Below are 19007 nucleotides of genomic sequence, written 5' to 3'. Positions count from 1 at the left end.
GTCATGACATATGGTGGGGAGATATATGATGAGCGAGCATGTGGATGAACAAATCAACAATCAAGCTATAGGCGGGGAAGCGGGCGAATACACGGATATCAAGACGACAGCACATATTATTTCTCATACCCACTGGGATCGGGAGTGGTATTTGCCTTACGAGAAGCACCATATGCGTCTGATTAGCCTGATGGACTCGCTGCTGGACAAACTGGAGCAGGACCCGGATTATAAAAGTTTTTACCTGGACGGGCAGACGATCATTTTGGATGATTATCTACAGGTTCGCCCTGAGCATAAGGAACGGTTGGAGCAGCAGATTCGGAATGGTCGTATTTTTATCGGACCCTGGTACATTTTGCAGGATGCTTTTCTGACCAGCGGTGAAGCCAATGTACGGAATATGCAGATCGGGCACCGTGACGCCCAGCGCTACGGCGATCCGTCCAAGATCGGATACTTCCCCGATACGTTCGGTCTGGTTGGGCAGACTCCGCAGCTGATGCTACAGTCGGGGATTACGAATGTTTTTTTCGGACGGGGCGTAAAGCCGACCGGGTTTAACAATACGGTGTTGGATGGCGGCTACGAGTCTTCCTTTTCGGAACTGTTATGGATAGGGCCGGATGGTTCGGAGGTGCTTGGTATTTTATTCGCCAACTGGTATTCCAACGGCAACGAGGTGCCGGCTGATGAGGCGGGAGCCAAGGCGTATTGGGAGCGTAAACTCGATGATGCGCAAAAATATGCTTCAACTGGCGAGCTGCTGTTCATGAACGGATGTGATCATCAGCCTGTACAGCTTGATTTGCCGGAAGCGATCCGTACGGCACAGAAGCTTTATCCAGATATCGAGTTTGTTCATTCCAATTTCAACGATTATCTGTCCTCTCTGAAACAGGCTTCCCAAAGGCAGCTCTCGTCTGTAAAGGGAGAGTTTCGTAGTCAGCGCACGGACGGCTGGGGAACGCTGGTGAATACGGCTTCCGCTCGGGTGTATTTGAAACAGATGAACCAGTTGGGACAAGTGATACTGGAAAAAGTGGCTGAGCCGCTTGCCACTTTCGCGCATCTGTTGGGGCAGGCTTATCCTCACCATCTATTCACCTATGCCTGGAAAACACTGATGCAGAATCATCCGCATGACAGTATTTGCGGTTGTAGTGTGGACGAGGTACACCGTGAGATGGTGACCCGCTTTGATAAGAGCCGACATGTGGCTGAGAGCATTGTGGATGAAAGCATAGAAGTCATTGCGCAAGCAGTGGATACGACGGGCTTCAGTCGCTATGGAGAAGATGCGTTGCCGCTCGTTATTTTTAATACGTCAGGCTGGGAACGCAGTGGTGTAGTGTCGGCAGAACTGGAAGTGGTGCGTCTGTACTTCCGTGAAGGATACACGCTTGAGGAAGCCGCCCATCGGGTGAAGGAAGTGGATCTTTCCGGGCGCGTACTGGTGGACAGTGAGGGCCATCCGGTGGCATGTAAGGTAGAGGATCTCGGGCTACAGTTTGGTTATGATCTGCCGGATGACCGATTCCGCCAACCTTACATGTGTCGTCGAGTTCGCCTTACCTTTGAGGCTGAACGTGTGCCCCTGTTAGGCTTAAAAACTTATGCTTGGCTGAGAAGCACTGTCAAGCCTGAATACTCTTCACTTTTTCGCAGCAGTAGAAGCATGGAAAATGATCTGCTTCACGTTGAAATTGCGGATAACGGCTCTTTTACCCTGACGGATAAGCGTACAGGCCGCAGCTACAAAGACCTTGGCGTCTATGAAAATGTTGGTGATATCGGCAACGAGTATATGTTCAGGCAGCCCGAGGGAGAGCAGGCGCTGACTACCGAAGATTTGATCGCTGACATTCGCGTGCTTGAAGATACACCTTATCAGGCATCCGTGGAGATGATCCATCATTGGGAAATACCAGCCTCTGCGGATGAGACGCTGGAGCGGGAGCAGCGAGAGCTGGTTTATTATCCATACCGTCAGGCTCAGCGCTCCAGACAGACCGTTCCGCTAACTGTACGGACCGTCCTTTCTTTATCTCGGAACAGCAGCGGTGTTTCCATAGAAACCACCTTTAACAACCATGCCAAGGATCACCGACTTCGCGCTCTGTTTCCGACAGATCTAGACTGTGCAGAGCATCGGGTTGACTCTATGTTTGAAATTGCGATCAGGGACAATGAGCCCGCACCTGAGTGGGAAAATCCAAGCAACACACAGCATCAGCAGGTGTTTGTAGATGTAAGAGGGGAACAAGCCGGTCTGACCGTAGCCAATTTCGGATTGAACGAATATGAAGTGCTGCGGGATGGACGTAACACGATTGCAGTAACGCTGCTTCGCTCGGTCGGCGAGCTGGGTGACTGGGGATGGTTCCCGACGCCGGAAGCGCAATGTTTAGGTGAGCAAACCGCCCGTCTGGAGATTATTCCACATCACGGCGATGGTATTCAATCCGGTGCATATACAGCAGCCTATCAATACCCAATTCCTTGGATTGTAAAACAAACAGGGGTCCATGCGGGTAGTGTTGCTCCTGACTATGCGCCGTTGGATTGGAAAAGCGTGGAGCTTGCCTTTTCCTCTATGAAAATGAATGAGCTGTCGGGGGATGTGTTGTTACGCTGGTACAATATGAGTCATAGTGTAGCTGAGTTAACGATCAAGCCCGGGCAGCAGTATGATTTTTATAAAAGTAATATCCTTGAAGAACAAGGAGAAGGCATTGCGATGGATTCTTCTGATGAGTTACATCAGGCTGTAAAGCCGCATGAAATTATCACACTGGGTTTCAAAGTGAAGCCCCAACAATAAAGAGAAGAAGGCCATAGCAGCATGTACGTTCAGCCTCGATGATGAGTTATTTCATCGGGGCTTTTTACGACTTTTTTTTTACACAAGGCTCTTCCACAGAATATTCCTCCAGCACCGTTGTTTTATCACCATAAACCCTGTCTAAGTGTTCTTCCCCCCATAAGCAAAAACGATCAAGCAGATCTTTAAAATCCCATCCGTATTCACTAAGCTCATACTCTACTTTGGGTGGAACCTGGTTATAGATAATTCGGTGGATGATTTCGTCCTTTTCCAGCTCTCTAAGCTGTTGAGTAAGCACTTTTTGGGTGATTTTTGGAATGAGCTGACGAAGCTCATATGTACGTTTTCTGCCGCTGGTTAGATGATGCAGGATGATGGCTTTCCACTTTCCACCGATCACCTCCAAGGTTGCCTCGATCCCGAGCATATAGGTTTTGGCGTCGTTTTTCATAGGCTTTTCCTCTCTCTGATCTGTAGTATAAATTGCACTAAGGAACCTTAAAGTACCTACGGTACATTGAAGTGCGTACTTCACACCTTCATATATATCAACCATAATAGCATCTGTAGACAGGGTACACCAATCACGGGGAGAAAGAAGGTTACGGATAATATGAAAGTTCTATTGGTCGTTACGCATCCTAGAGAAGATTCACTTACCCTTGCGGTCATGAATCGTTTTGTAGAGGGATTGAAAGAGAATAAGCACGAGGTAGATATTTTGGACTTGGACCGGGACGGGTATAATCCGGTTTACAGCGCAGCAGATGAGTTGGATTGGAATTCACCTCATAAACAATATGCTCCTGAAACACGGAGAGAGATGGACAGAATTGCTGCTGCGGATGCTCTGGTCTTTGTGTTTCCTCTATGGTGGTACAGTGTTCCTTCCATGCTAAAAGGGTACCTGGATAAAGTGTGGAACATAGGTTTACTTGAGGAGTTCGCGACAAAACAGGTCTTGTGGCTGTGCTTGGCGGGAGGGACGAAAGAACATCTGATCAAGTATGAATACCACGATATGGTAACTAATTATTTGAATAAAGTTATTGGTGGTTACGCAAGAGTAAGAGAGTCCAAGGTTGAGTTCTTCTATGATACTTTGTCCGAATCGAAAGATTACATTGAAGGTCTGCTGGAGCACGCTTATCAATTAGGTCTGGCATATAAGTAAACCTGGGGAGCTATCCCAAAGCACCTTCAAAACCACTTTTATAGTGATTTCAAAGGTGCTTTTTATTTTAAGTATGAACTGGGGATAGCTACCCTTTTATTGGCTCGTGTATAGGCGCTGGCGGTCCTCCTTGTACAGATATCCCGCCAGGCGTGCTAGTTGGACCAACGGAATGAGTTGCCCCCATTCCAGGAGTATCGCCTGTAGCATTTTTGGCCAGCTTTTGCTTTTCCCACAGTGCTCTGGCTATAACCAGCATGGAGAGTACACCAACATATAGTAACAGTGATCCAAGTTCGGGAAGCATTTCTTGTAAAGGCGCACCACGCAGTCCCATCGTGCGCAGGAATTTGTACATCCATGCAAAAGGGAAGAAATCACCAATTTGGATCGCTAAAGGTGGAAACAATGATCTTGAGAGAACGGCTCCCGAGAGAACAAAAGCAGGCATGAGTACAATAACCATTCTGCCGATGGCTACTCCCGGATGTGCGGCTCCCCATGCTACCAGAATATTGAGACAAACCGTGCCGAATACATACAGAACAACCGGAATGACAAAGAGAACCGGATTGGCCTCGAAACGGCTGCCCCCAAACATTTTGAGTACTCCGAGAGAGAAGATTAAGCCTGCCGTCGAAAACAGCGTGTAAGGAAGAATACGCAGTAATATGTTGAACGGATTTTGAAGTTCGGCAGCCAGCCTTCTGGAAACCCTTAGTCTGGCGATAAGAGGCAAGCTGTTAATATTCAGCATCATAAAAGAGAACATACAGGTAAATGCAAGTACTGATGTATTCTGATAATCATTCGTTGGATTAAAGAGGGAACGTACTTCCAAAGCGATGCCATTTAGGGCTCCCTGGGCCTGTTCCGCGTTCATTCCGGTTTTCATGATAGCTGGAACGGATAGCCCCATATTCTCAGATACGCTGATTTCCTGCATGGCCGTGCGGATCAAAGTAATAGATTGGGCATTGGTGTTATCCAGAATCAGCCCCACACGACTGGAAAGGGAGCGATTGTGATTGGCCTCCAAGCCCTTCGGCAGAGAAATAACAGCCAAATATTTCTCGTGATAAAAATATTGTTCAGGGTTGTCAGTGTATGAAACAACCTCAGCCACGTTCATATTAGGGGAGGCATCTATTTTCTGGATGAACTCACGGCTATAGGCTGTGTTATCTTGATCCACCACGACTACGTTAGCTTCGCTAATTTGGCTGCTTGGGAGTAGCAGTGAATATCCCAGCACTGCAATCAGCGGGAAAATGATAGCTATGATCGGATACTTGGAATGAACCAGGTACGTCCATTCATCACGAAGAGATTTCATCAGTATTCACCTCAACTGTCATACCCGGTAGCAAAGTAGACTCTTTTGGTACATATACACGTACTTGGAATGTAGCGGTATCCGCCTCACCTTTTTCACGAGACATTTTTACATTAGCGAATTGTGGTGCAGATGTAACATAGCGTACAATACCTTGCAAATCCTTATTTAGAGCCGAGATGTGGGTTTTAACTTCTTTATTGGCTTTAAATTTCCCCACTTGATCTTCGTTCACGTAGAGATCGTAATATAACTCGTTGGTTTCTAAAGTAATAACGGGAGACCCTTGTCCCACATTTTCGCCCACTTTGGTACTGATAGCAGTGATTTTACCATCCTGCGGTGCTTTTAACACCAGACGTTCTTTTTTGAGCATTAGCGTTTTAAGCTGAACTTCCTGGGTTTCCTTTTGTTGCTGTAGAAGATCAACGGCCAGCTTCTGATCTGCTAGCTGTTGACGACTTTGCTGAATGGTTTCCAGTTGTGTTTTGGAACGATCCACGGACAATTGGGCACCACGAATTTCTTCTGCTGCTTGTTTTACAGCAACAGATGCTTGTGTCGTTTGCTCTTTGGCTTGCATTCGTTCTTCCACGGTTGCGCCATTGAGCAGCTTTTGAAGAGACTCTTGTTGCTGACTCAACTGATTTTTAGCTAAAGTCAATGATGACTCGGCATCATCCAATGCAGCTTTGGATGCACTGCCTGCATCATATAGTGCTTTGTTACGATTGTAGTTCGTTTGGGCCGTCTGAACGCTTTTGGTTGCGGAGGCTACTGCAATTCGCTGTTGCTGAACATCCTCATGTCGAGCACCATCATTGACGTGCTTTTCCGCTGCTGTGGCTTGACGCTCAGCCGCTTCTGCCCGCTGCAATGCCGCCTGACTCTTACTTTGAGTTACTTGAGATTGCGCAATATCGAGCTGTGCCTGCTTCTCCTGAGTTACGGCTCGTGCATAACCTAAGTCAATCGATTTTTGCTGTTGGCTGATCTGTGTATTGAACTGGGCAATTTGTGATCGTAGTTGCTCAATTTGCAAATCTACATCTTTGGCGTCCAGAGTCATAAGGATAGTACCTTTTTTTACGGGAGTTTCCTCTTTTACTGGAATGCTGAGGACTTTTCCGCCTACTTGTTCAAAGGATACATGAATGCTGTCCGAATTCAGGGTTGTACCTTTAATAGATCGTGAAGCATTGACCTGGTCTTGTCCGTTGGTTTGAAGTAGAAAACCTCCGCCGATAAGACAGGCAATAGAAATTAGAGGAATGATGAGACTAGTGACTTGTGTGCGATTCATTTAGTAAATAGCTCCTTTAAGTGTATCAATTGGATTATGCAAAATGCTGACATAGAATAAATAATAGGGTATGTAGATATTATTTATTTTAAAATTAAAAAGTAACCCGGCTAACTAAATTGTAAATTTTAGAGTAATTATGGTTTCGCTTTTTTATATATTTCTTGTGCTTGGGGAATGCCGAGTTCTATTTTTTGCAGTAACGTCAGCAATAACTCTTTTTCATCGGTGGATAGGTGGCTCATCAGCTTGGAGGTGCTTGTAAAATGTACAGGTAGTAGCCGCTCCATCAATTCTGTCCCTTGATCAGTCAGTTTGACGATGCTCATACGACGGTCAGAAGGGTGACTTTGTCTAATGACAAAACCATCGCGCTCTAAGCGGTCAATGAGTCCGGTAACGGTGGGTTTGCTTATTCCCACTTTCTCCGCAAGCTCTGTAGCCATCAGTCCTGTATTCATGTTTCGGTACAAGAGAATTAATATCGAAAATTTTCCATGAGATATACCGAATTGTTCAAAGCCCTCAAAGCTGACTTTAAAAGTACTGGAGGATACGCGCATAAAGAATAGCATGGCTTCTGTGGCTCTGATATCAATCTCGGGAATACGCTTAGAAAATTCTTGAAGTGCTTCACGAGTGGGCAAATCCCGTAAATCAAAATCCATAGGGTTCTCCTTTCTGCTGGAAGTTATTACAATTCAAAATTTTGTTAGCTGGCTAATCATAATACAATAATATTTTAATTACAAGCTAAATTTTGATGAGCTTCTTTGTTTACGGAGTTTATAAAATTTTATCGGAAAGCGAAAGTTTAGCTGTGGGTTCAAGTCATTCCCTCGATTGATATTTACAATGAAGTGCTCGATAATAAAGTGGATATTGGAGTAGCTTGGGGATTCATTCGGAAGTGTTTTATCGTGTAGATAAGTATTTAAGTCCAGCCGCAAAGGCCTTCATTCAAAAAATGGAGACGTTTTTTAAAAATTGATATCCAAAGGGAGGAACCTTGAATGACAACAAAACTATACTACTCTGCTCCAAACCTTACGGAGTGGGAAACTCATATTACACGCAGCATGGAAAGAGATGGCGGATATTTTGTTATGCTGGAGGAAACGGCTTTTTATCCGCATGGCGGAGGTCAGCCGTGTGATACAGGAACGATTCAGGGCGTTCCGGTGGTGGATGTTTTTCTGGAAGAGGGCGATATTTGGCATCAGGTCGAATGTTTGCCGGAGGGTGAGAAGGTAGCTTGTACGTTGGATTGGGAGCGCAGATTTGATCATATGCAGCAGCATAGCGGACAGCATTTGTTGTCAGCGGTTTGTCTGGAACTGTTGGGCGCGCGTACAGAAAGCTTTCATTTGGGACAAGAGTACGCCACGATTGATGTAAACTGTTCTGAACTGACACCTGCGCAGTTATCTGCCATCGAACAGGAAGTAAATCGGCAAATCTATAGTAACCGCAGCATCAAAAGTTATGTTGTAACGAATGAGCAGTTGAAGGACATTCCACTTGTGAAAATGCCTAAAGTAACGGAGAATATCCGCATTGTCGAGATTGAAGGTATTGAATACAATGCTTGCGGCGGTACCCATGTCGGCCGAACCGGGGAAATTGGAATGATCAAATGTCTGAAATGGGAGAAGCAGAAGGGGCTGGCGAGAATCCATTTTAAATGCGGCGTTCGCGCGCTTCAGGATTTTAACGAAAGTCTTCAGATTTTGGACGTGCTGTCTGCGAAGTTTAATACCGGACGCAAGGATATTTTGACCCGCTTTGAAAAGTGGGAGCAGGAGCACAAGCAGCTCAAGGCGCAAGTGGACATCCTGCAAGAAGAAAATACTTCGTATCAGGTAGCAGAGTTGCTTTCTGCTGTTCAGGGGAACGTTTTGGCTCATATGTTTGAACAAAAAACCTTTCAGGAATTACAGCAAATGGCTGCCAAGCTGACATCTGAACATGATTTACTTGTATTATTAGCCACAACAGCAGAAAACAAAATCATTCTGACACATAACGGTACACAGTCTGTCGCCTGCGGAGCGTATTTTAAAGAGCATCTGGGCGCGTTCCAGGGAAAGGGTGGCGGTAGCAATCAATCGGCTCAGGCAGCGTTCTCGTCCCGTGAGGACCTTTTGAACTTTTTTGAAACCGCCCAGCGGCAGTTTATTCAGGGCTAATGCAGAATTAGTGGCGAAGGGGCATTTTCCACTTATGTTCTTTTTCCGTAAATAAAATAAAAGAAAAAATGAGTGCCACAACAGCGCCCCAGATGGCTTTATCCCCAATAGCCAACGTCAAAAATCCTCCCAGAAAAGCCCCGACCAAAAAGGTGATCAGGATGACACCGTAACGCATGGCACGAATGGCAGCGTTCGTGTCCTTGGTCGTAATGGCAATATACAAAGCCTCAGAAGCTGATCTAAGGTTGCCGGTGCTGACGGTTGAGGTATATGGCACATCAATAAGCTTGCGGAAGGAAGTCATTTGGACAGAAGCAACGAATGAGACGATCACCACCACCACGGTATTGGGAACCCCCTGCGGAATGAGTCCCACGATGAAAAAAATTGCAATTTCCAGTAAAAGAATAGTGCGAGTCCAGTCTGGAGTTAAGCGATGGGTCGATTTTCGTTTAATCCCTTCAGCAACAAAAACACCTAGCGAAAAGGCGATCAGGGGCGGGATATAAACTAACGCCTGAACCCAGTGTCCCTGAATGATTTTGACAGCCAGCAGTACGATATTGCCTGTCTGTGCATTGGCAAATACGCCGTCTCTTCCGACAAACGTGTATGTGTCCAGAAACCCCCCTACTAAAGAAAGCAAGGCGCCCAGTCGTAACGATTCGGACGTTACTTGATGTAAATGGATTTTGCCTTTCATATTCACGGCAGAAGCCTCCTATGCTACAACGTCGATTCCTCTAACATAGCACGACTATTCCGATTCGACAATTCAATTGGACACTGCGGCATGAAAAACAGGTGTAAAAGGAGAAGAAGTCATGGAGAATAAAGGAATTGTGGAGGCAATTCGCAGTAGACTGCGGGCGAACAAAGATTATGGATAATAGACATTATACAAATGACAGAAGCTGTGAAACGGAACGAAGCTTCTAAAGATGATTTGTATAAGCATGTGGCAGAGTTATATGATTACTTGCTTGAAGCTCAAAATAAACGCTCATGGTGGGAGCCTGACGAGGGTGGCACGCAGGTGCATATCGTGATTGGCGATTCTTTTGTTTCTTTAACACCAGAAGAAAGAGAACGAATGGCGGAAGAATGATGTGAACTGGCGATGAAGCCTGAGGTGCTACGTATATGGAAGGATAGTATTAGAAAGAAAGCATCTCCAGGTCAATAAAAAAGGCCTGAAAATGCTTGATCGTATTGCCTGTTCTGTTGGGGCTCGGCTCAAACTTACTGCAAGGCATGGACGAGGGCTTTGCCAAATTCCTGTGCGCCGTCTGGACCGTCAGCAGTAATAATGTCGCTATGTGCAACCACATGCTGAGTCACATATTCGGCTTGATGCGTCTGGAGCTGATCCTTTTGCACATCCACCGGATAGCATGCAGCCGTTCTGCCGGAGAGCAGCCCGGTTTGGGCCACGGCTACAGAGCCAGCGCAGATGCCGGACAACAGAATCTTTTGCTCATGCGTTTGTTTCAGCAGGGCTTGGAGATCCGCGTTGTTCCACAGATGATCATTCGTGCCCGATCCGCCGATTACAGCGACAACGTCATAATCAGTAGGGACAGCGTCTGTGAAAACCAGATTCGCGGTCGCTTTACCGTTGTAGTCACCGATAATTTCGCCTGTTGTGGTACTGGCTAGCGTCACAGTAACGCCTGCTTGCTCCAGCGCCTCCTTCGGTTTAAACAATTCATCCTCATTAAAGCGTTCCGGGGGTATAATAAAAAGAGCCTTTTTACTCATACTTCATTCCTCCTTGAATGTGAAACGATATCTATTATTGTAGAATGGCTTCGTCGGGCTGTGAAGAATGCACTTTCAAGTGCGGAGGTTACCTGTAGGTTACTATTACAGTGCAAGTACGGTGCAAGATCATGATGGAATAGAAGGAGTTAACCGATATATGTCTGATACGCTGAGAGAAGAAATACGGGAGAAGATCGTCAACGGAGACTATAACTGTGAAAAAGAACTGGTGTTAAGCGGCAAGTGGAAGGTCGTTATCTTATGGCATCTGGGTGTGGAAGGGCCGCACCGGTTCAGTGACTTGCAAAGGCTGTTTCCGAAGCTGTCTCATAAAGTGCTGACCAATCAGTTGCGAGAATTGATGGAGGACGGCATTGTACATCGGGAAGTGTATCCCGAGGTGCCCCCAAAGGTGGAATAATTCAATGACCAAGCTGGGGACAACGATTTTGCCTATTGTAGAGATGATGTATGATTGGGGAAAAAAGCGGGTTCAGTCTATTCGTGAGGAAATGAAACGCGGCGATATATAAGTAAATCATAGGGCAATCCGTCATATAAAAAATAGAACGCCTTGCGTCATAAGTACGAATTGTACTTGGGGCAAAGGCGTTCTTTGGCATGCTAGCAGTCATCGGCTTATATTGTCTAGGAATTGTGTCTGTTCAACGCAGGCTATTGCTGCTCAATTGCTGGCAGAACCTCAATCCAGCGGGTAGCCCAAGTGCCGATATGGTCAAACAATGGAGTTAAATCGCGTCCTTTATCCGTAAGGGAGTATTCAATCCGAACCGGCTTTTCAGGATAAACCATACGTTGTATGATTCCTTCTTCCTCAAGCTCCTTCAAGCGATCGGAAAGGACCTTCCCGCTTAAATTGGGGATTGAATTCTCAATAGCGACAAATCGTTGCGGGCCGTTAGTTAGTTGAAACACGATTAATACCGTCCAACGTTTGCTCAGTAGCTCCATAGCTTTTTCAAACCGTGGGCACATTTGCGGAATGTTCATGTGATCACCTCATGCTCCTATTATTAACGATTCACTGTTAAAAGTAAATGATTTTACTTTACATAAATTTATTACTTGACGAAATCGAATGATATAAATATACTTTGTTACATAAAGTAACTTATTGATTCGCTATGGACATTTATATATGAATGCTTAAAATTTGATATTATAAAGATGCAATTAAATTGACAGGTACGGACTCATTGTTGAGGTCATGGTTTAGGTGTAGGGGGAAGTCAGATGAAGCTGGAATGTGAAGTATGCATAGTTGGAGGGGGACCAGCCGGGGCCTTGCTATCCTGTTTGCTGGCGGAGCAAGGTGTTTCGACGATATTGGTTGAGCGGCAAAGCGTGGCGGGAAAGGCTTTTCGCGGCGAAATTTTAAATGATGAGGGTCAGCAAGTGATCCAAAAGCATAAGCTGCTCGAACAAATCCATGAGGACTACGTCCTCGCTTCGACGAGAATAGAATATTGGAAGCATCAGCAGCAGGTGAAGACGGTTGAGTCAGCGGTCGGTAATGTGGGGGTCCATATTCCACAGCCTCATTTTTTGGACGCATTGCTCAAGCAGGCTTCAACGTACGAGTCCTTTCGTTATTTGGCGGGCACGACAGTGACTGCGTTGGAAGGCGATAGCGAGCAGGGATACACGGGCTTGACTGCCTGCGATAAGAATGGCGATGAGGTTACGATTCATAGCTCTGTTATTGTCGGGGCAGATGGTCGCTATTCGACTGTGCGCAAGCTGGCGCAGATGCCAGTAACGAATATCAGACACGGCTATGATCTGCTGTGGGCCAAAATTACGGCACCTGCCGGATGGGAGCCTGTCACACGTCTGGCATTGGTCAACGGGCGGCAGTTGTCTTTATTTTCGCAGGCTGAGGGCTATATTCAAATTGGCTGGAACGTAGAGGAAGGCAGCTTTCCTACCTTGTTTAAGCAGTCGTTTGAACCGTTCATACAGCTATTGGCAGAGGCATTTCCCGATCTGGAACATAACGTGTATGATCGCATTCATTCGTGGAAGGACTTCGTACCGTTGGATATTTTCAGCAGCCGCAGTGAAACGTGGTCGCAGAACGGACTGGTCCTCATTGGAGATGCGGCGCATACCATGACACCTACCGGAGCTTTTGGCTTGAACGCAGCCTTGAAGGATGCCGATGTACTGGCGAGTGAGCTTCTTCGTATGCGTCAGGAGGGTGGATATACTGCAGCGGGCCTAAAGGCGTTCGAAGACGAGCGGCGGCAGACTGTCACAGAGCTTCAGGAACGACAGCTTACGATGGAATCCACGTTTCATGAACATTTTTTACAAGTGAGGATTTTGCAAAAATCCAATAAGCGACTTCCAATAAACAATATATAGATCGAAATGGTCTAGTTCGTCTATATATTGCACTTTGGAGCGACTGGAATCGAATTTTGCAAAATCCTGAAGCAGATACCCCAATCATATAAATCAGCGATTAGCCTTTAAATGGCGGGCTTCCGGATAGATAGAGCTTATATAAAGGATGGTGCAGAGATGATACAAAAAGACGTAGCTACGCTACTTAATGATAAAATTCAAACGATTCGCGGCGAGCAATCTTCGACGATTTTGGTAGGGCCGATTAAGCTGCCGGTCAATTTGGAAGGGGAAACGGTTGTTTTTCAATGGTATTGCTGGCTGCCTGTACGGGATGAGGAAGATCGTCAGGACTTGATGAATGCCACCGCTGACACGATTGTGAAGCGTTTGTCCACACTGAATTTGGCAGAGGGGCAGCAATCGAGCGTATTGGTGTACGGCGATCTTCAACAGTCGGAAAATGCGCTTGTTCGTATGCACAGCATTTGCCATACTGGAGATATTTTTGGTAGCAAGCGTTGTGATTGCGGATTTCAGCTCCACCAATCTATGAAGATGATTGTGGAGCACGGAACGGGTGCGTTGTTCTATCTGGCAAACCATGAAGGTCGTGGGATTGGCTTGTTTAGCAAAGCGATGGCTTACATTTTGCAGGAAGAAGGTATGGACACCGTCGAAGCCAACCACCAATTGGGCTTTGAAGATGATACTCGCAATTATGCGGATGCGATTAATGTGCTCCGTCACCTGAGACAAAAACCGGTAACCTTGATTACGAATAACCCTAAAAAACTGGAAGCCTTGAAGCAATCCGGTATGAATGTCGCAGGGCGTATGCCGTTGTGGGGCGATGTATCGCAATATAATGAACGGTATTTGAATACAAAAGTGGAACGGTCCGGCCATTTGCGGGATTTCGATTTCAGGGAGGTTCTATGACCACTCAGACCATTCACGAAAAATATATGCGCCTGGCGCTGGAAAATGCCAAAAGTGCCAAAGGGCAAACAGAACCGAATCCGCTCGTCGGCTCGGTCATTGTAAACAACGGCCGCATTGTCGGGATTGGCGCTCATTTGAAGCCCGGCGAGCCACATGCCGAGATTCATGCTTTGCGTATGGCGGGTGAACATGCTCAGGGAGCGACGATTTATGTGACGCTGGAGCCGTGTTCCCACCATGGACGGACAGGCCCGTGCGCGGAAGCGATTGTGCAGGCTGGCATTCGTCGGGTCGTTATTGCAGCGCTGGACCCGAACCCGCTGGTTTCGGGCAGAGGGGTACAAATCTTGAAGGATGCGGGCATTGAGGTCATCGTTGGGGTATGTGAGCAGGAATCTGTTCGCATGAATGAAGTGTTTAACCAATATATCGTGAGCAAGCGTCCTTATATCACGATCAAATCAGCGGTGACGCTGGATGGCAAAATTGCCACTCGAACCTCGGAAAGCAAATGGATTACGTCCGAGGTGGCACGGGAGGATGTGCATCGCCTTCGTCACGAGCATGTAGGGATACTGGTCGGTGTACAGACAGTCATTCACGATAATCCGCAGCTTACAACTCGTCTGCCAGAAGGTCGGAATCCGATTCGCATCATTCTGGACAGCACACTACGCATTCCTTTGGATGCCCGTGTTATTACAGATGGCGAGGCGCCTACCTGGATATTTACAGGACGTGCTTATGATGAAGGCAAGCGGAATCAGCTGGAACAGTTGGGTGTAAAGGTATATCCGACACAGGATGAAAACAGTGATCGGGTCAACCTGCCGCAAATGCTGGATATTCTGGGCGCAGCGGAGGTGTCTTCGGTGTTCGTGGAAGGCGGGGCCGAGGTGAACGCTTCGTTCGTGCAGCAAGGACTGGCAGACAAGCTGGTACTGTACATTGCGCCGAAGCTGGTTGGTGGGCGTGGAGCACCGGGCTTTCTCGGGGGAGAAGGCGTGTCCGCCATGAGTGATGCGGTAGCATTGCAGGATTTGAGCATAACGCAGGTTGGCGTGGATTGGAAAATAGAAGGGTATTTTGGGCGAGAAAAATGAGTGGGGTTGTGGGTGGGAGAAAGCGCTCTGCGTAGGGGTTGATCTTCCGATCGCTGTTGCAGTGGGATTCTTCGGATTGTATAAGACATGTAGAGGTAAGAATCCCACTGCAAAGGCGAACGCTCACGCTTCTCCAGATTCAACCCCTCCGCTCCGCTGCTGCCCGCCGCAAGGGCACTCATTTTTCCGAAATGGTGTGGAGTATGGGGGAAGGGCAAAATATTTAAAGGCTCTGTTGACATTACTAAACCTTCAATGGCTAAATGGTTAATGGGATGAATAACTCATAGGGTGAACACCTAATGGTGTGAATGGTTTAGGAAATGAAGAAGTTTACATACATTACAATATAACAAAAGACACAGGGGAGCGAATGCGCTTCGCCGGTGTCTTTTTTTGTTTTATTTGTGGGTCGTAATACTTTCGCCATGTTCGTGAGTGCGGGTGTGCGTGATAATGATAAAGGCTGATACTGAAAGATATTACCGAGGTGAGGATTTCAAAGGGTCCCGCAGTGCCTGCCTGATCGGGTGAGGTATCCTGTAAATCTGATGTATCTACCAAATTAGGGTTCGAATCCCAATCGCCTTCCACGCGACTCATGGTAGAGTATCAAAAAATCGAAAAAACCATTACAGAGACCCTAATGAGTATCCCGTTTCTGGTCCACATGACAGAAGTCGGGGAGGTGGCTATGCGGCCAGTGGATACCGGGGAGAGCAAGCGCTGACAGGCTCCGAAACTTCGGGAGATATGAGTTCACAGTCGAAGTTGGACGGATGGACTCTATCTTTGGAACACGGAAACAGGCGGTGACTTCCTTTTTCCTTAAGCTTGGCCCCGCCGTCCACCCCGAAGGGATGCTCTGCAAGGGTCACTAACCCTACTACAACGAATAAAAATGAAGAATCCTCATTTTAAAAATGTGTTGATTTTAAGGCGGATAGCAGCGGAGTGGTCCATTTGAATCTGAAGAAGCGAAGCGTTCGCCTTTGCAGTGGAATTCCTACCTTTGAATGTTTTATACAATCCTAGGAATTCCACTGCAACAGCGATCGGAAGATCAAATGGATCGCGGAGCCGCCACACTTAGAAAGAAGCACACTTTTAAGTTGAGGATTTTAATACTAGGAGTGATACGATGTTTAAGAAAATAACGATTAAATCGGATGAGCGCGGGCTGCTGTTTAAAAAGGGAAGCTATCACAAACTGCTGCTGCCAGGTACTTACGTATTGAAGACATTTCAGCAGGAAACGGTTGAAATTTTGAATGTTGCGGAACCATTTTTTGTACCGGATCACGATATTCGTTTGTTTTTGACGGATTCCGTTCTGCTGGAGCAATTGAGTGTCGTCGATGTAGAGGATTATGAATATGTGCTGCATTATGAGGATAATCGGTTCGTGGAGCTGCTGCCCGCTGGTAAATATGCTTTCTGGAACGTGCTCAAGGAGCATCGTTTTGTTCATGCGGATACCCGGCAGCCTGCGATTGATAAGGCGTTGGGGCAAGCCTTTTTGGCCAAGACACAGTGCTTCTGGAAGGCGCTTCAGGTGGCAAGCTATGAGTTGGGCTTCCTGTATTATGATAACGTGCTGCAAGGCGAGCTGAAGCCGGGTAAGTATTATTTCTGGATGTCGACGGTGAACACGGAGATCAGAACGATAGATTTGCGGCAGCAGCAGATGGACCTGATGGGGCAGGAAATCATGACCGAGGACAAAATCACACTGCGCCTGAACTTCGTCTGTCAGTACCGCATTGTTGACCCGCTGCGGGCGCTGGAATTCCGGGCATTCGAGGAGCAAATGTACATTATGCTTCAACTGGTGCTACGTGAGTATGTCGGAACGATGAAGCTGGATGATTTGCTGAAAATGAAGCAGGAAATTGCGGAATATGTCTTGACCCGACTGAATGAGCAAAGCGGTGAATATGGGGTCAGTTTTACGTCGGCAGGGGTGAAGGATATTATTTTGCCGGGGGATATCAAGGATATTTTGAACACGGTGCTGCTGGCAGAGAAAAAGGCTCAGGCCAATCTCATCACACGGCGCGAAGAAACGGCGTCCACTCGCAGTCTGCTGAATACCGCCAAGCTAATGGACGAAAATGCCACCCTCTACCGTCTCAAAGAGCTGGAGTTTCTGGAAAAAATCTGTGAGAAGATTGGCACCATTTCACTGACTGGCGGGAATACGCTGCTGGAACAGTTGAACTCGCTGGTTCACATGAAAGATGGACAGGGGAACCGTATAGAGGGATAGCCATAGGTTTCATAAACAATCATGCAAAAGAAAAGTGCCACACGGATGATGAGCGCAAGACGGCTCAAGGTTCGTGTGGCACTTTTGCGTAGGTGCGTTTAGTTCGTTTTGGTCGAAGCGAGAAACGCGTCCATATCGATCACCGGAACGAGAGCACCCTGATGCTCCAATACGGTAGGAAACAGCTCGCGCTGCCACTCATCCTCGTTGCTTTTCAACTGACTGTCCGGGGCGGAAGCCGTATCCTCTACCTGGTCGACGAGCAGAGCAATTTTTGCCCGGCTGAGCAAAACCATTTTGTCCTCGGAGGACTCGCCTGAAGCGGGGAGCAGCAGTTTTTTGCGCAAATTCAGGATCGTAAATACATCACCGCGAATGGTGACCATTCCTTCGTGCCATGACTCGGAAAAAGGAAGCGGTGTTCCCTTCTTGGCATTCATGACTTCTTCCACTTCTACAAAGTTTAAAGCGAACGTTTTGCTCGCCAGACTGCACACAATAAATTCGGACATAGGCCAATTCTCCTTACATTTGAGATAAGACTGCTACAGGTTGTGAAGTGACGTTAAAATGGGATAACTATTGCGTTTTAACAAATGGAAAGATAAAGTTGAAGGTGCTATGTAGCTAGGTTCTATTCACAGAATATCACAAAATAGCAGTTAAATCTTCCACATGGCCAAGGCATGGTGTCCGGTGGCACTACATTTTAAGATAAGCGGGTTGAGGTAGAATGGATCATGAAAAGCAGCGTCTAAGTATCGAGGCAGCCAGATTATACTATCTGAACGACTATAGCCAGCAAGAAATTGCAGTCAGACTCGGGGTATCGCGTCCCACGGTATCGCGGTTGCTTCAAGCTGCCAAGGAACAGGGATATGTGAGAATCAGTATTGTTGATCCGATGGAGGATATGGATGAGCTCGGAGAGCAGGTCAAGAAGAAATACGGGCTGGATACCGTTCTGGTCTGCTATTCGCCGTTAAATGAATATCAGGAGATCAAGAAGCATATTAGCAAAAAAGCTGCCGATTATTTGCATGAAACGGTACAAGATGCAGATATTATTGGAGTGACGTGGGGAACGACGATGCATGCGGTGGCGCTTCATCTCCAGCAAAAGCAAGTGAAGGGCGTCGAGGTCGTTCAGCTCAAAGGAGGCGTAAGCCATTCGCATGTCAACACGTATGCCGTGGAGACGGTGAATTTGTTCGCGGAAGCCTTTCACACGATTGCACGGTATTTGCCGCTGCCTGTGATTTTTGACAGCCACGCCGTCAAGAAAATGGTTGAGGAGGATCGGCACATCCAGCGTATCATTGAGCTTGGCAAGCAGGCGAACATTGCCGTGTTTACAGTGGGCACGGTCAAAGAGGATGCGCTGTTGTTCAGATTGGGCTATTTTAACCATGAGGAACAGAAGTTGTTGCAAAAAATCGGCAAGGGCGATATTTGCTCACGTTTTTTTGATGATGAGGGCAACATATGCAGTCAGGAAATTAACAGTCGTACCGTCGGCATTGATTTGCCTGATTTGCGCAAGAAGGAGAAGGCGATTCTCGTAGCCGGAGGTCAGCGCAAAGTGGAGGCCATCCGGGCATCGTTGCATGGTAAGTATGCGAATATTTTGGTGACAGACCAGTTTACGGCACAGGCACTTTTACAGTAGAGCATTTTGCATCAATCCAGACTAAACATACGGTTATGGCGTGCGCCTATAGGGT

17 protein-coding genes and 1 pseudogene are annotated in these 19007 nt (G+C 46.9%); 10 read left to right on the top strand and 8 right to left on the bottom strand.

Annotated features, from left to right (window positions below):
- Positions 1–28 precede the first annotated feature (28 nt).
- On the top strand, positions 29–2824 hold the full coding sequence (locus HPL003_RS03310; protein ID WP_193372631.1) for an alpha-mannosidase: 2796 nt from the start codon (positions 29–31) through the stop codon (positions 2822–2824).
- Between the two features lie 64 nt (positions 2825–2888).
- Here HPL003_RS03310 and HPL003_RS03305 read toward each other — a convergent pair whose 3' ends face one another.
- Positions 2889–3278 carry a winged helix-turn-helix transcriptional regulator gene (locus HPL003_RS03305; RefSeq protein WP_014278229.1) on the bottom strand — a complete coding sequence of 130 codons (390 nt, stop codon included), beginning with the start codon at positions 3276–3278 and terminating at the stop codon, positions 2889–2891.
- A gap of 162 nt (positions 3279–3440) precedes the next feature.
- Between HPL003_RS03305 and HPL003_RS03300 the strand changes: the two genes are divergently transcribed.
- Positions 3441–4001 carry an NAD(P)H oxidoreductase gene (locus HPL003_RS03300; protein ID WP_014278228.1) on the top strand — a complete coding sequence of 187 codons (561 nt, stop codon included), beginning with the start codon at positions 3441–3443 and terminating at the stop codon, positions 3999–4001.
- A gap of 88 nt (positions 4002–4089) precedes the next feature.
- Here HPL003_RS03300 and HPL003_RS03295 read toward each other — a convergent pair whose 3' ends face one another.
- The 3 genes from HPL003_RS03295 to HPL003_RS03285 form a co-directional block, all read right to left on the bottom strand.
- On the bottom strand, positions 4090–5337 hold the full coding sequence (locus HPL003_RS03295; RefSeq protein WP_014278227.1) for an ABC transporter permease: 1248 nt from the start codon (positions 5335–5337) through the stop codon (positions 4090–4092).
- Positions 5321–6640 carry an HlyD family secretion protein gene (locus HPL003_RS03290; RefSeq protein ID WP_014278226.1) on the bottom strand — a complete coding sequence of 440 codons (1320 nt, stop codon included), beginning with the start codon at positions 6638–6640 and terminating at the stop codon, positions 5321–5323. The genes HPL003_RS03295 and HPL003_RS03290 overlap by 17 nt, the downstream gene beginning before the upstream one ends.
- 137 nt (positions 6641–6777) lie before the next feature.
- Positions 6778–7308: a MarR family winged helix-turn-helix transcriptional regulator gene (locus tag HPL003_RS03285; RefSeq protein WP_014278225.1), complete on the bottom strand. Its 531-nt coding sequence runs from the start codon at positions 7306–7308 to the stop codon at positions 6778–6780.
- A 345-nt stretch (positions 7309–7653) separates the two neighbouring features.
- Between HPL003_RS03285 and HPL003_RS03280 the strand changes: the two genes are divergently transcribed.
- Positions 7654–8829 (top strand): alanyl-tRNA editing protein, encoded by a 1176-nt coding sequence (locus HPL003_RS03280; RefSeq protein ID WP_014278224.1) that lies wholly within the window; start codon positions 7654–7656, stop codon positions 8827–8829.
- Between the two features lie 7 nt (positions 8830–8836).
- Here the strand turns inward: HPL003_RS03280 and HPL003_RS03275 are convergent, their stop codons facing one another.
- Positions 8837–9541 carry a YoaK family protein gene (locus HPL003_RS03275; protein WP_014278223.1) on the bottom strand — a complete coding sequence of 235 codons (705 nt, stop codon included), beginning with the start codon at positions 9539–9541 and terminating at the stop codon, positions 8837–8839.
- Between the two features lie 195 nt (positions 9542–9736).
- Between HPL003_RS03275 and HPL003_RS03270 the strand changes: the two genes are divergently transcribed.
- Complete coding sequence (locus tag HPL003_RS03270) at positions 9737–9940, top strand: hypothetical protein (protein WP_014278222.1); 204 nt, start codon at positions 9737–9739, stop codon at positions 9938–9940.
- Between the two features lie 134 nt (positions 9941–10074).
- Here the strand turns inward: HPL003_RS03270 and HPL003_RS03265 are convergent, their stop codons facing one another.
- Positions 10075–10593, bottom strand: coding sequence for a DJ-1/PfpI family protein (locus HPL003_RS03265; RefSeq protein ID WP_014278221.1), 519 nt, complete (start codon positions 10591–10593; stop codon positions 10075–10077).
- Between the two features lie 160 nt (positions 10594–10753).
- Between HPL003_RS03265 and HPL003_RS03260 the strand changes: the two are divergent.
- A pseudogene (locus tag HPL003_RS03260) lies at positions 10754–11129 on the top strand (winged helix-turn-helix transcriptional regulator).
- A 142-nt stretch (positions 11130–11271) separates the two neighbouring features.
- Here HPL003_RS03260 and HPL003_RS03255 read toward each other — a convergent pair.
- A complete protein-coding gene (locus HPL003_RS03255; protein ID WP_014278220.1) occupies positions 11272–11607 on the bottom strand; it encodes a winged helix-turn-helix transcriptional regulator in 336 nt (111 codons plus the stop codon).
- A gap of 243 nt (positions 11608–11850) precedes the next feature.
- On the opposite strand from HPL003_RS03255, the gene HPL003_RS03250 reads away from it, so the two are divergent.
- The 4 genes from HPL003_RS03250 (at position 11851) to HPL003_RS03230 (ending at position 17283) form a co-directional block, all read left to right on the top strand.
- Positions 11851–12984 (top strand): FAD-dependent monooxygenase, encoded by a 1134-nt coding sequence (locus HPL003_RS03250; protein WP_014278219.1) that lies wholly within the window; start codon positions 11851–11853, stop codon positions 12982–12984.
- 159 nt (positions 12985–13143) lie between these two features.
- On the top strand, positions 13144–13908 hold the full coding sequence (locus HPL003_RS03245) for a GTP cyclohydrolase II (protein ID WP_014278218.1): 765 nt from the start codon (positions 13144–13146) through the stop codon (positions 13906–13908).
- Entirely contained in the window at positions 13905–15014 is a 1110-nt protein-coding gene (gene ribD / locus HPL003_RS03240) for a bifunctional diaminohydroxyphosphoribosylaminopyrimidine deaminase/5-amino-6-(5-phosphoribosylamino)uracil reductase RibD (RefSeq protein ID WP_014278217.1), read from the top strand. The genes HPL003_RS03245 and ribD overlap by 4 nt, the downstream gene beginning before the upstream one ends.
- A 1141-nt stretch (positions 15015–16155) precedes the next feature.
- Positions 16156–17283, top strand: coding sequence for a slipin family protein (locus tag HPL003_RS03230; protein WP_014278216.1), 1128 nt, complete (start codon positions 16156–16158; stop codon positions 17281–17283).
- Between the two features lie 98 nt (positions 17284–17381).
- On the opposite strand, the gene HPL003_RS03225 is transcribed toward HPL003_RS03230, so the two are convergent.
- Positions 17382–17795 carry a chemotaxis protein CheW gene (locus tag HPL003_RS03225; protein ID WP_014278215.1) on the bottom strand — a complete coding sequence of 138 codons (414 nt, stop codon included), beginning with the start codon at positions 17793–17795 and terminating at the stop codon, positions 17382–17384.
- A gap of 221 nt (positions 17796–18016) precedes the next feature.
- Here HPL003_RS03225 and HPL003_RS03220 point away from each other — a divergent pair, with 221 nt between their 5' ends.
- Positions 18017–18952, top strand: coding sequence for a sugar-binding transcriptional regulator (locus HPL003_RS03220; protein WP_014278214.1), 936 nt, complete (start codon positions 18017–18019; stop codon positions 18950–18952).
- Positions 18953–19007: the final 55 nt, after the last annotated feature.

The sequence above is a fragment of the Paenibacillus terrae HPL-003 genome (assembly GCF_000235585.1).
Lineage (GTDB): Bacteria > Bacillota > Bacilli > Paenibacillales > Paenibacillaceae > Paenibacillus > Paenibacillus terrae_B.
This window is presented reverse-complemented; position numbering and strand designations above follow the sequence as displayed.

What these genes read in the sequence shown, in the direction of transcription:
- HPL003_RS03310 (WP_193372631.1), top strand. Translation starts at nt 29, where the DNA reads ATGAGCGAGCATGTGGATGAACAAATCAACAATCAAGCTATAGGCGGG.
- HPL003_RS03305 (WP_014278229.1), bottom strand. Translation starts at nt 3,278, where the DNA reads ATGAAAAACGACGCCAAAACCTATATGCTCGGGATCGAGGCAACCTTG.
- HPL003_RS03300 (WP_014278228.1), top strand. Translation starts at nt 3,441, where the DNA reads ATGAAAGTTCTATTGGTCGTTACGCATCCTAGAGAAGATTCACTTACC.
- HPL003_RS03295 (WP_014278227.1), bottom strand. Translation starts at nt 5,337, where the DNA reads ATGAAATCTCTTCGTGATGAATGGACGTACCTGGTTCATTCCAAGTAT.
- HPL003_RS03290 (WP_014278226.1), bottom strand. Translation starts at nt 6,640, where the DNA reads ATGAATCGCACACAAGTCACTAGTCTCATCATTCCTCTAATTTCTATT.
- HPL003_RS03285 (WP_014278225.1), bottom strand. Translation starts at nt 7,308, where the DNA reads ATGGATTTTGATTTACGGGATTTGCCCACTCGTGAAGCACTTCAAGAA.
- HPL003_RS03280 (WP_014278224.1), top strand. Translation starts at nt 7,654, where the DNA reads ATGACAACAAAACTATACTACTCTGCTCCAAACCTTACGGAGTGGGAA.
- HPL003_RS03270 (WP_014278222.1), top strand. Translation starts at nt 9,737, where the DNA reads ATGACAGAAGCTGTGAAACGGAACGAAGCTTCTAAAGATGATTTGTAT.
- HPL003_RS03265 (WP_014278221.1), bottom strand. Translation starts at nt 10,593, where the DNA reads ATGAGTAAAAAGGCTCTTTTTATTATACCCCCGGAACGCTTTAATGAG.
- HPL003_RS03255 (WP_014278220.1), bottom strand. Translation starts at nt 11,607, where the DNA reads ATGAACATTCCGCAAATGTGCCCACGGTTTGAAAAAGCTATGGAGCTA.
- HPL003_RS03250 (WP_014278219.1), top strand. Translation starts at nt 11,851, where the DNA reads ATGAAGCTGGAATGTGAAGTATGCATAGTTGGAGGGGGACCAGCCGGG.
- HPL003_RS03245 (WP_014278218.1), top strand. Translation starts at nt 13,144, where the DNA reads ATGATACAAAAAGACGTAGCTACGCTACTTAATGATAAAATTCAAACG.
- ribD (WP_014278217.1), top strand. Translation starts at nt 13,905, where the DNA reads ATGACCACTCAGACCATTCACGAAAAATATATGCGCCTGGCGCTGGAA.
- HPL003_RS03230 (WP_014278216.1), top strand. Translation starts at nt 16,156, where the DNA reads ATGTTTAAGAAAATAACGATTAAATCGGATGAGCGCGGGCTGCTGTTT.
- HPL003_RS03225 (WP_014278215.1), bottom strand. Translation starts at nt 17,795, where the DNA reads ATGTCCGAATTTATTGTGTGCAGTCTGGCGAGCAAAACGTTCGCTTTA.
- HPL003_RS03220 (WP_014278214.1), top strand. Translation starts at nt 18,017, where the DNA reads ATGGATCATGAAAAGCAGCGTCTAAGTATCGAGGCAGCCAGATTATAC.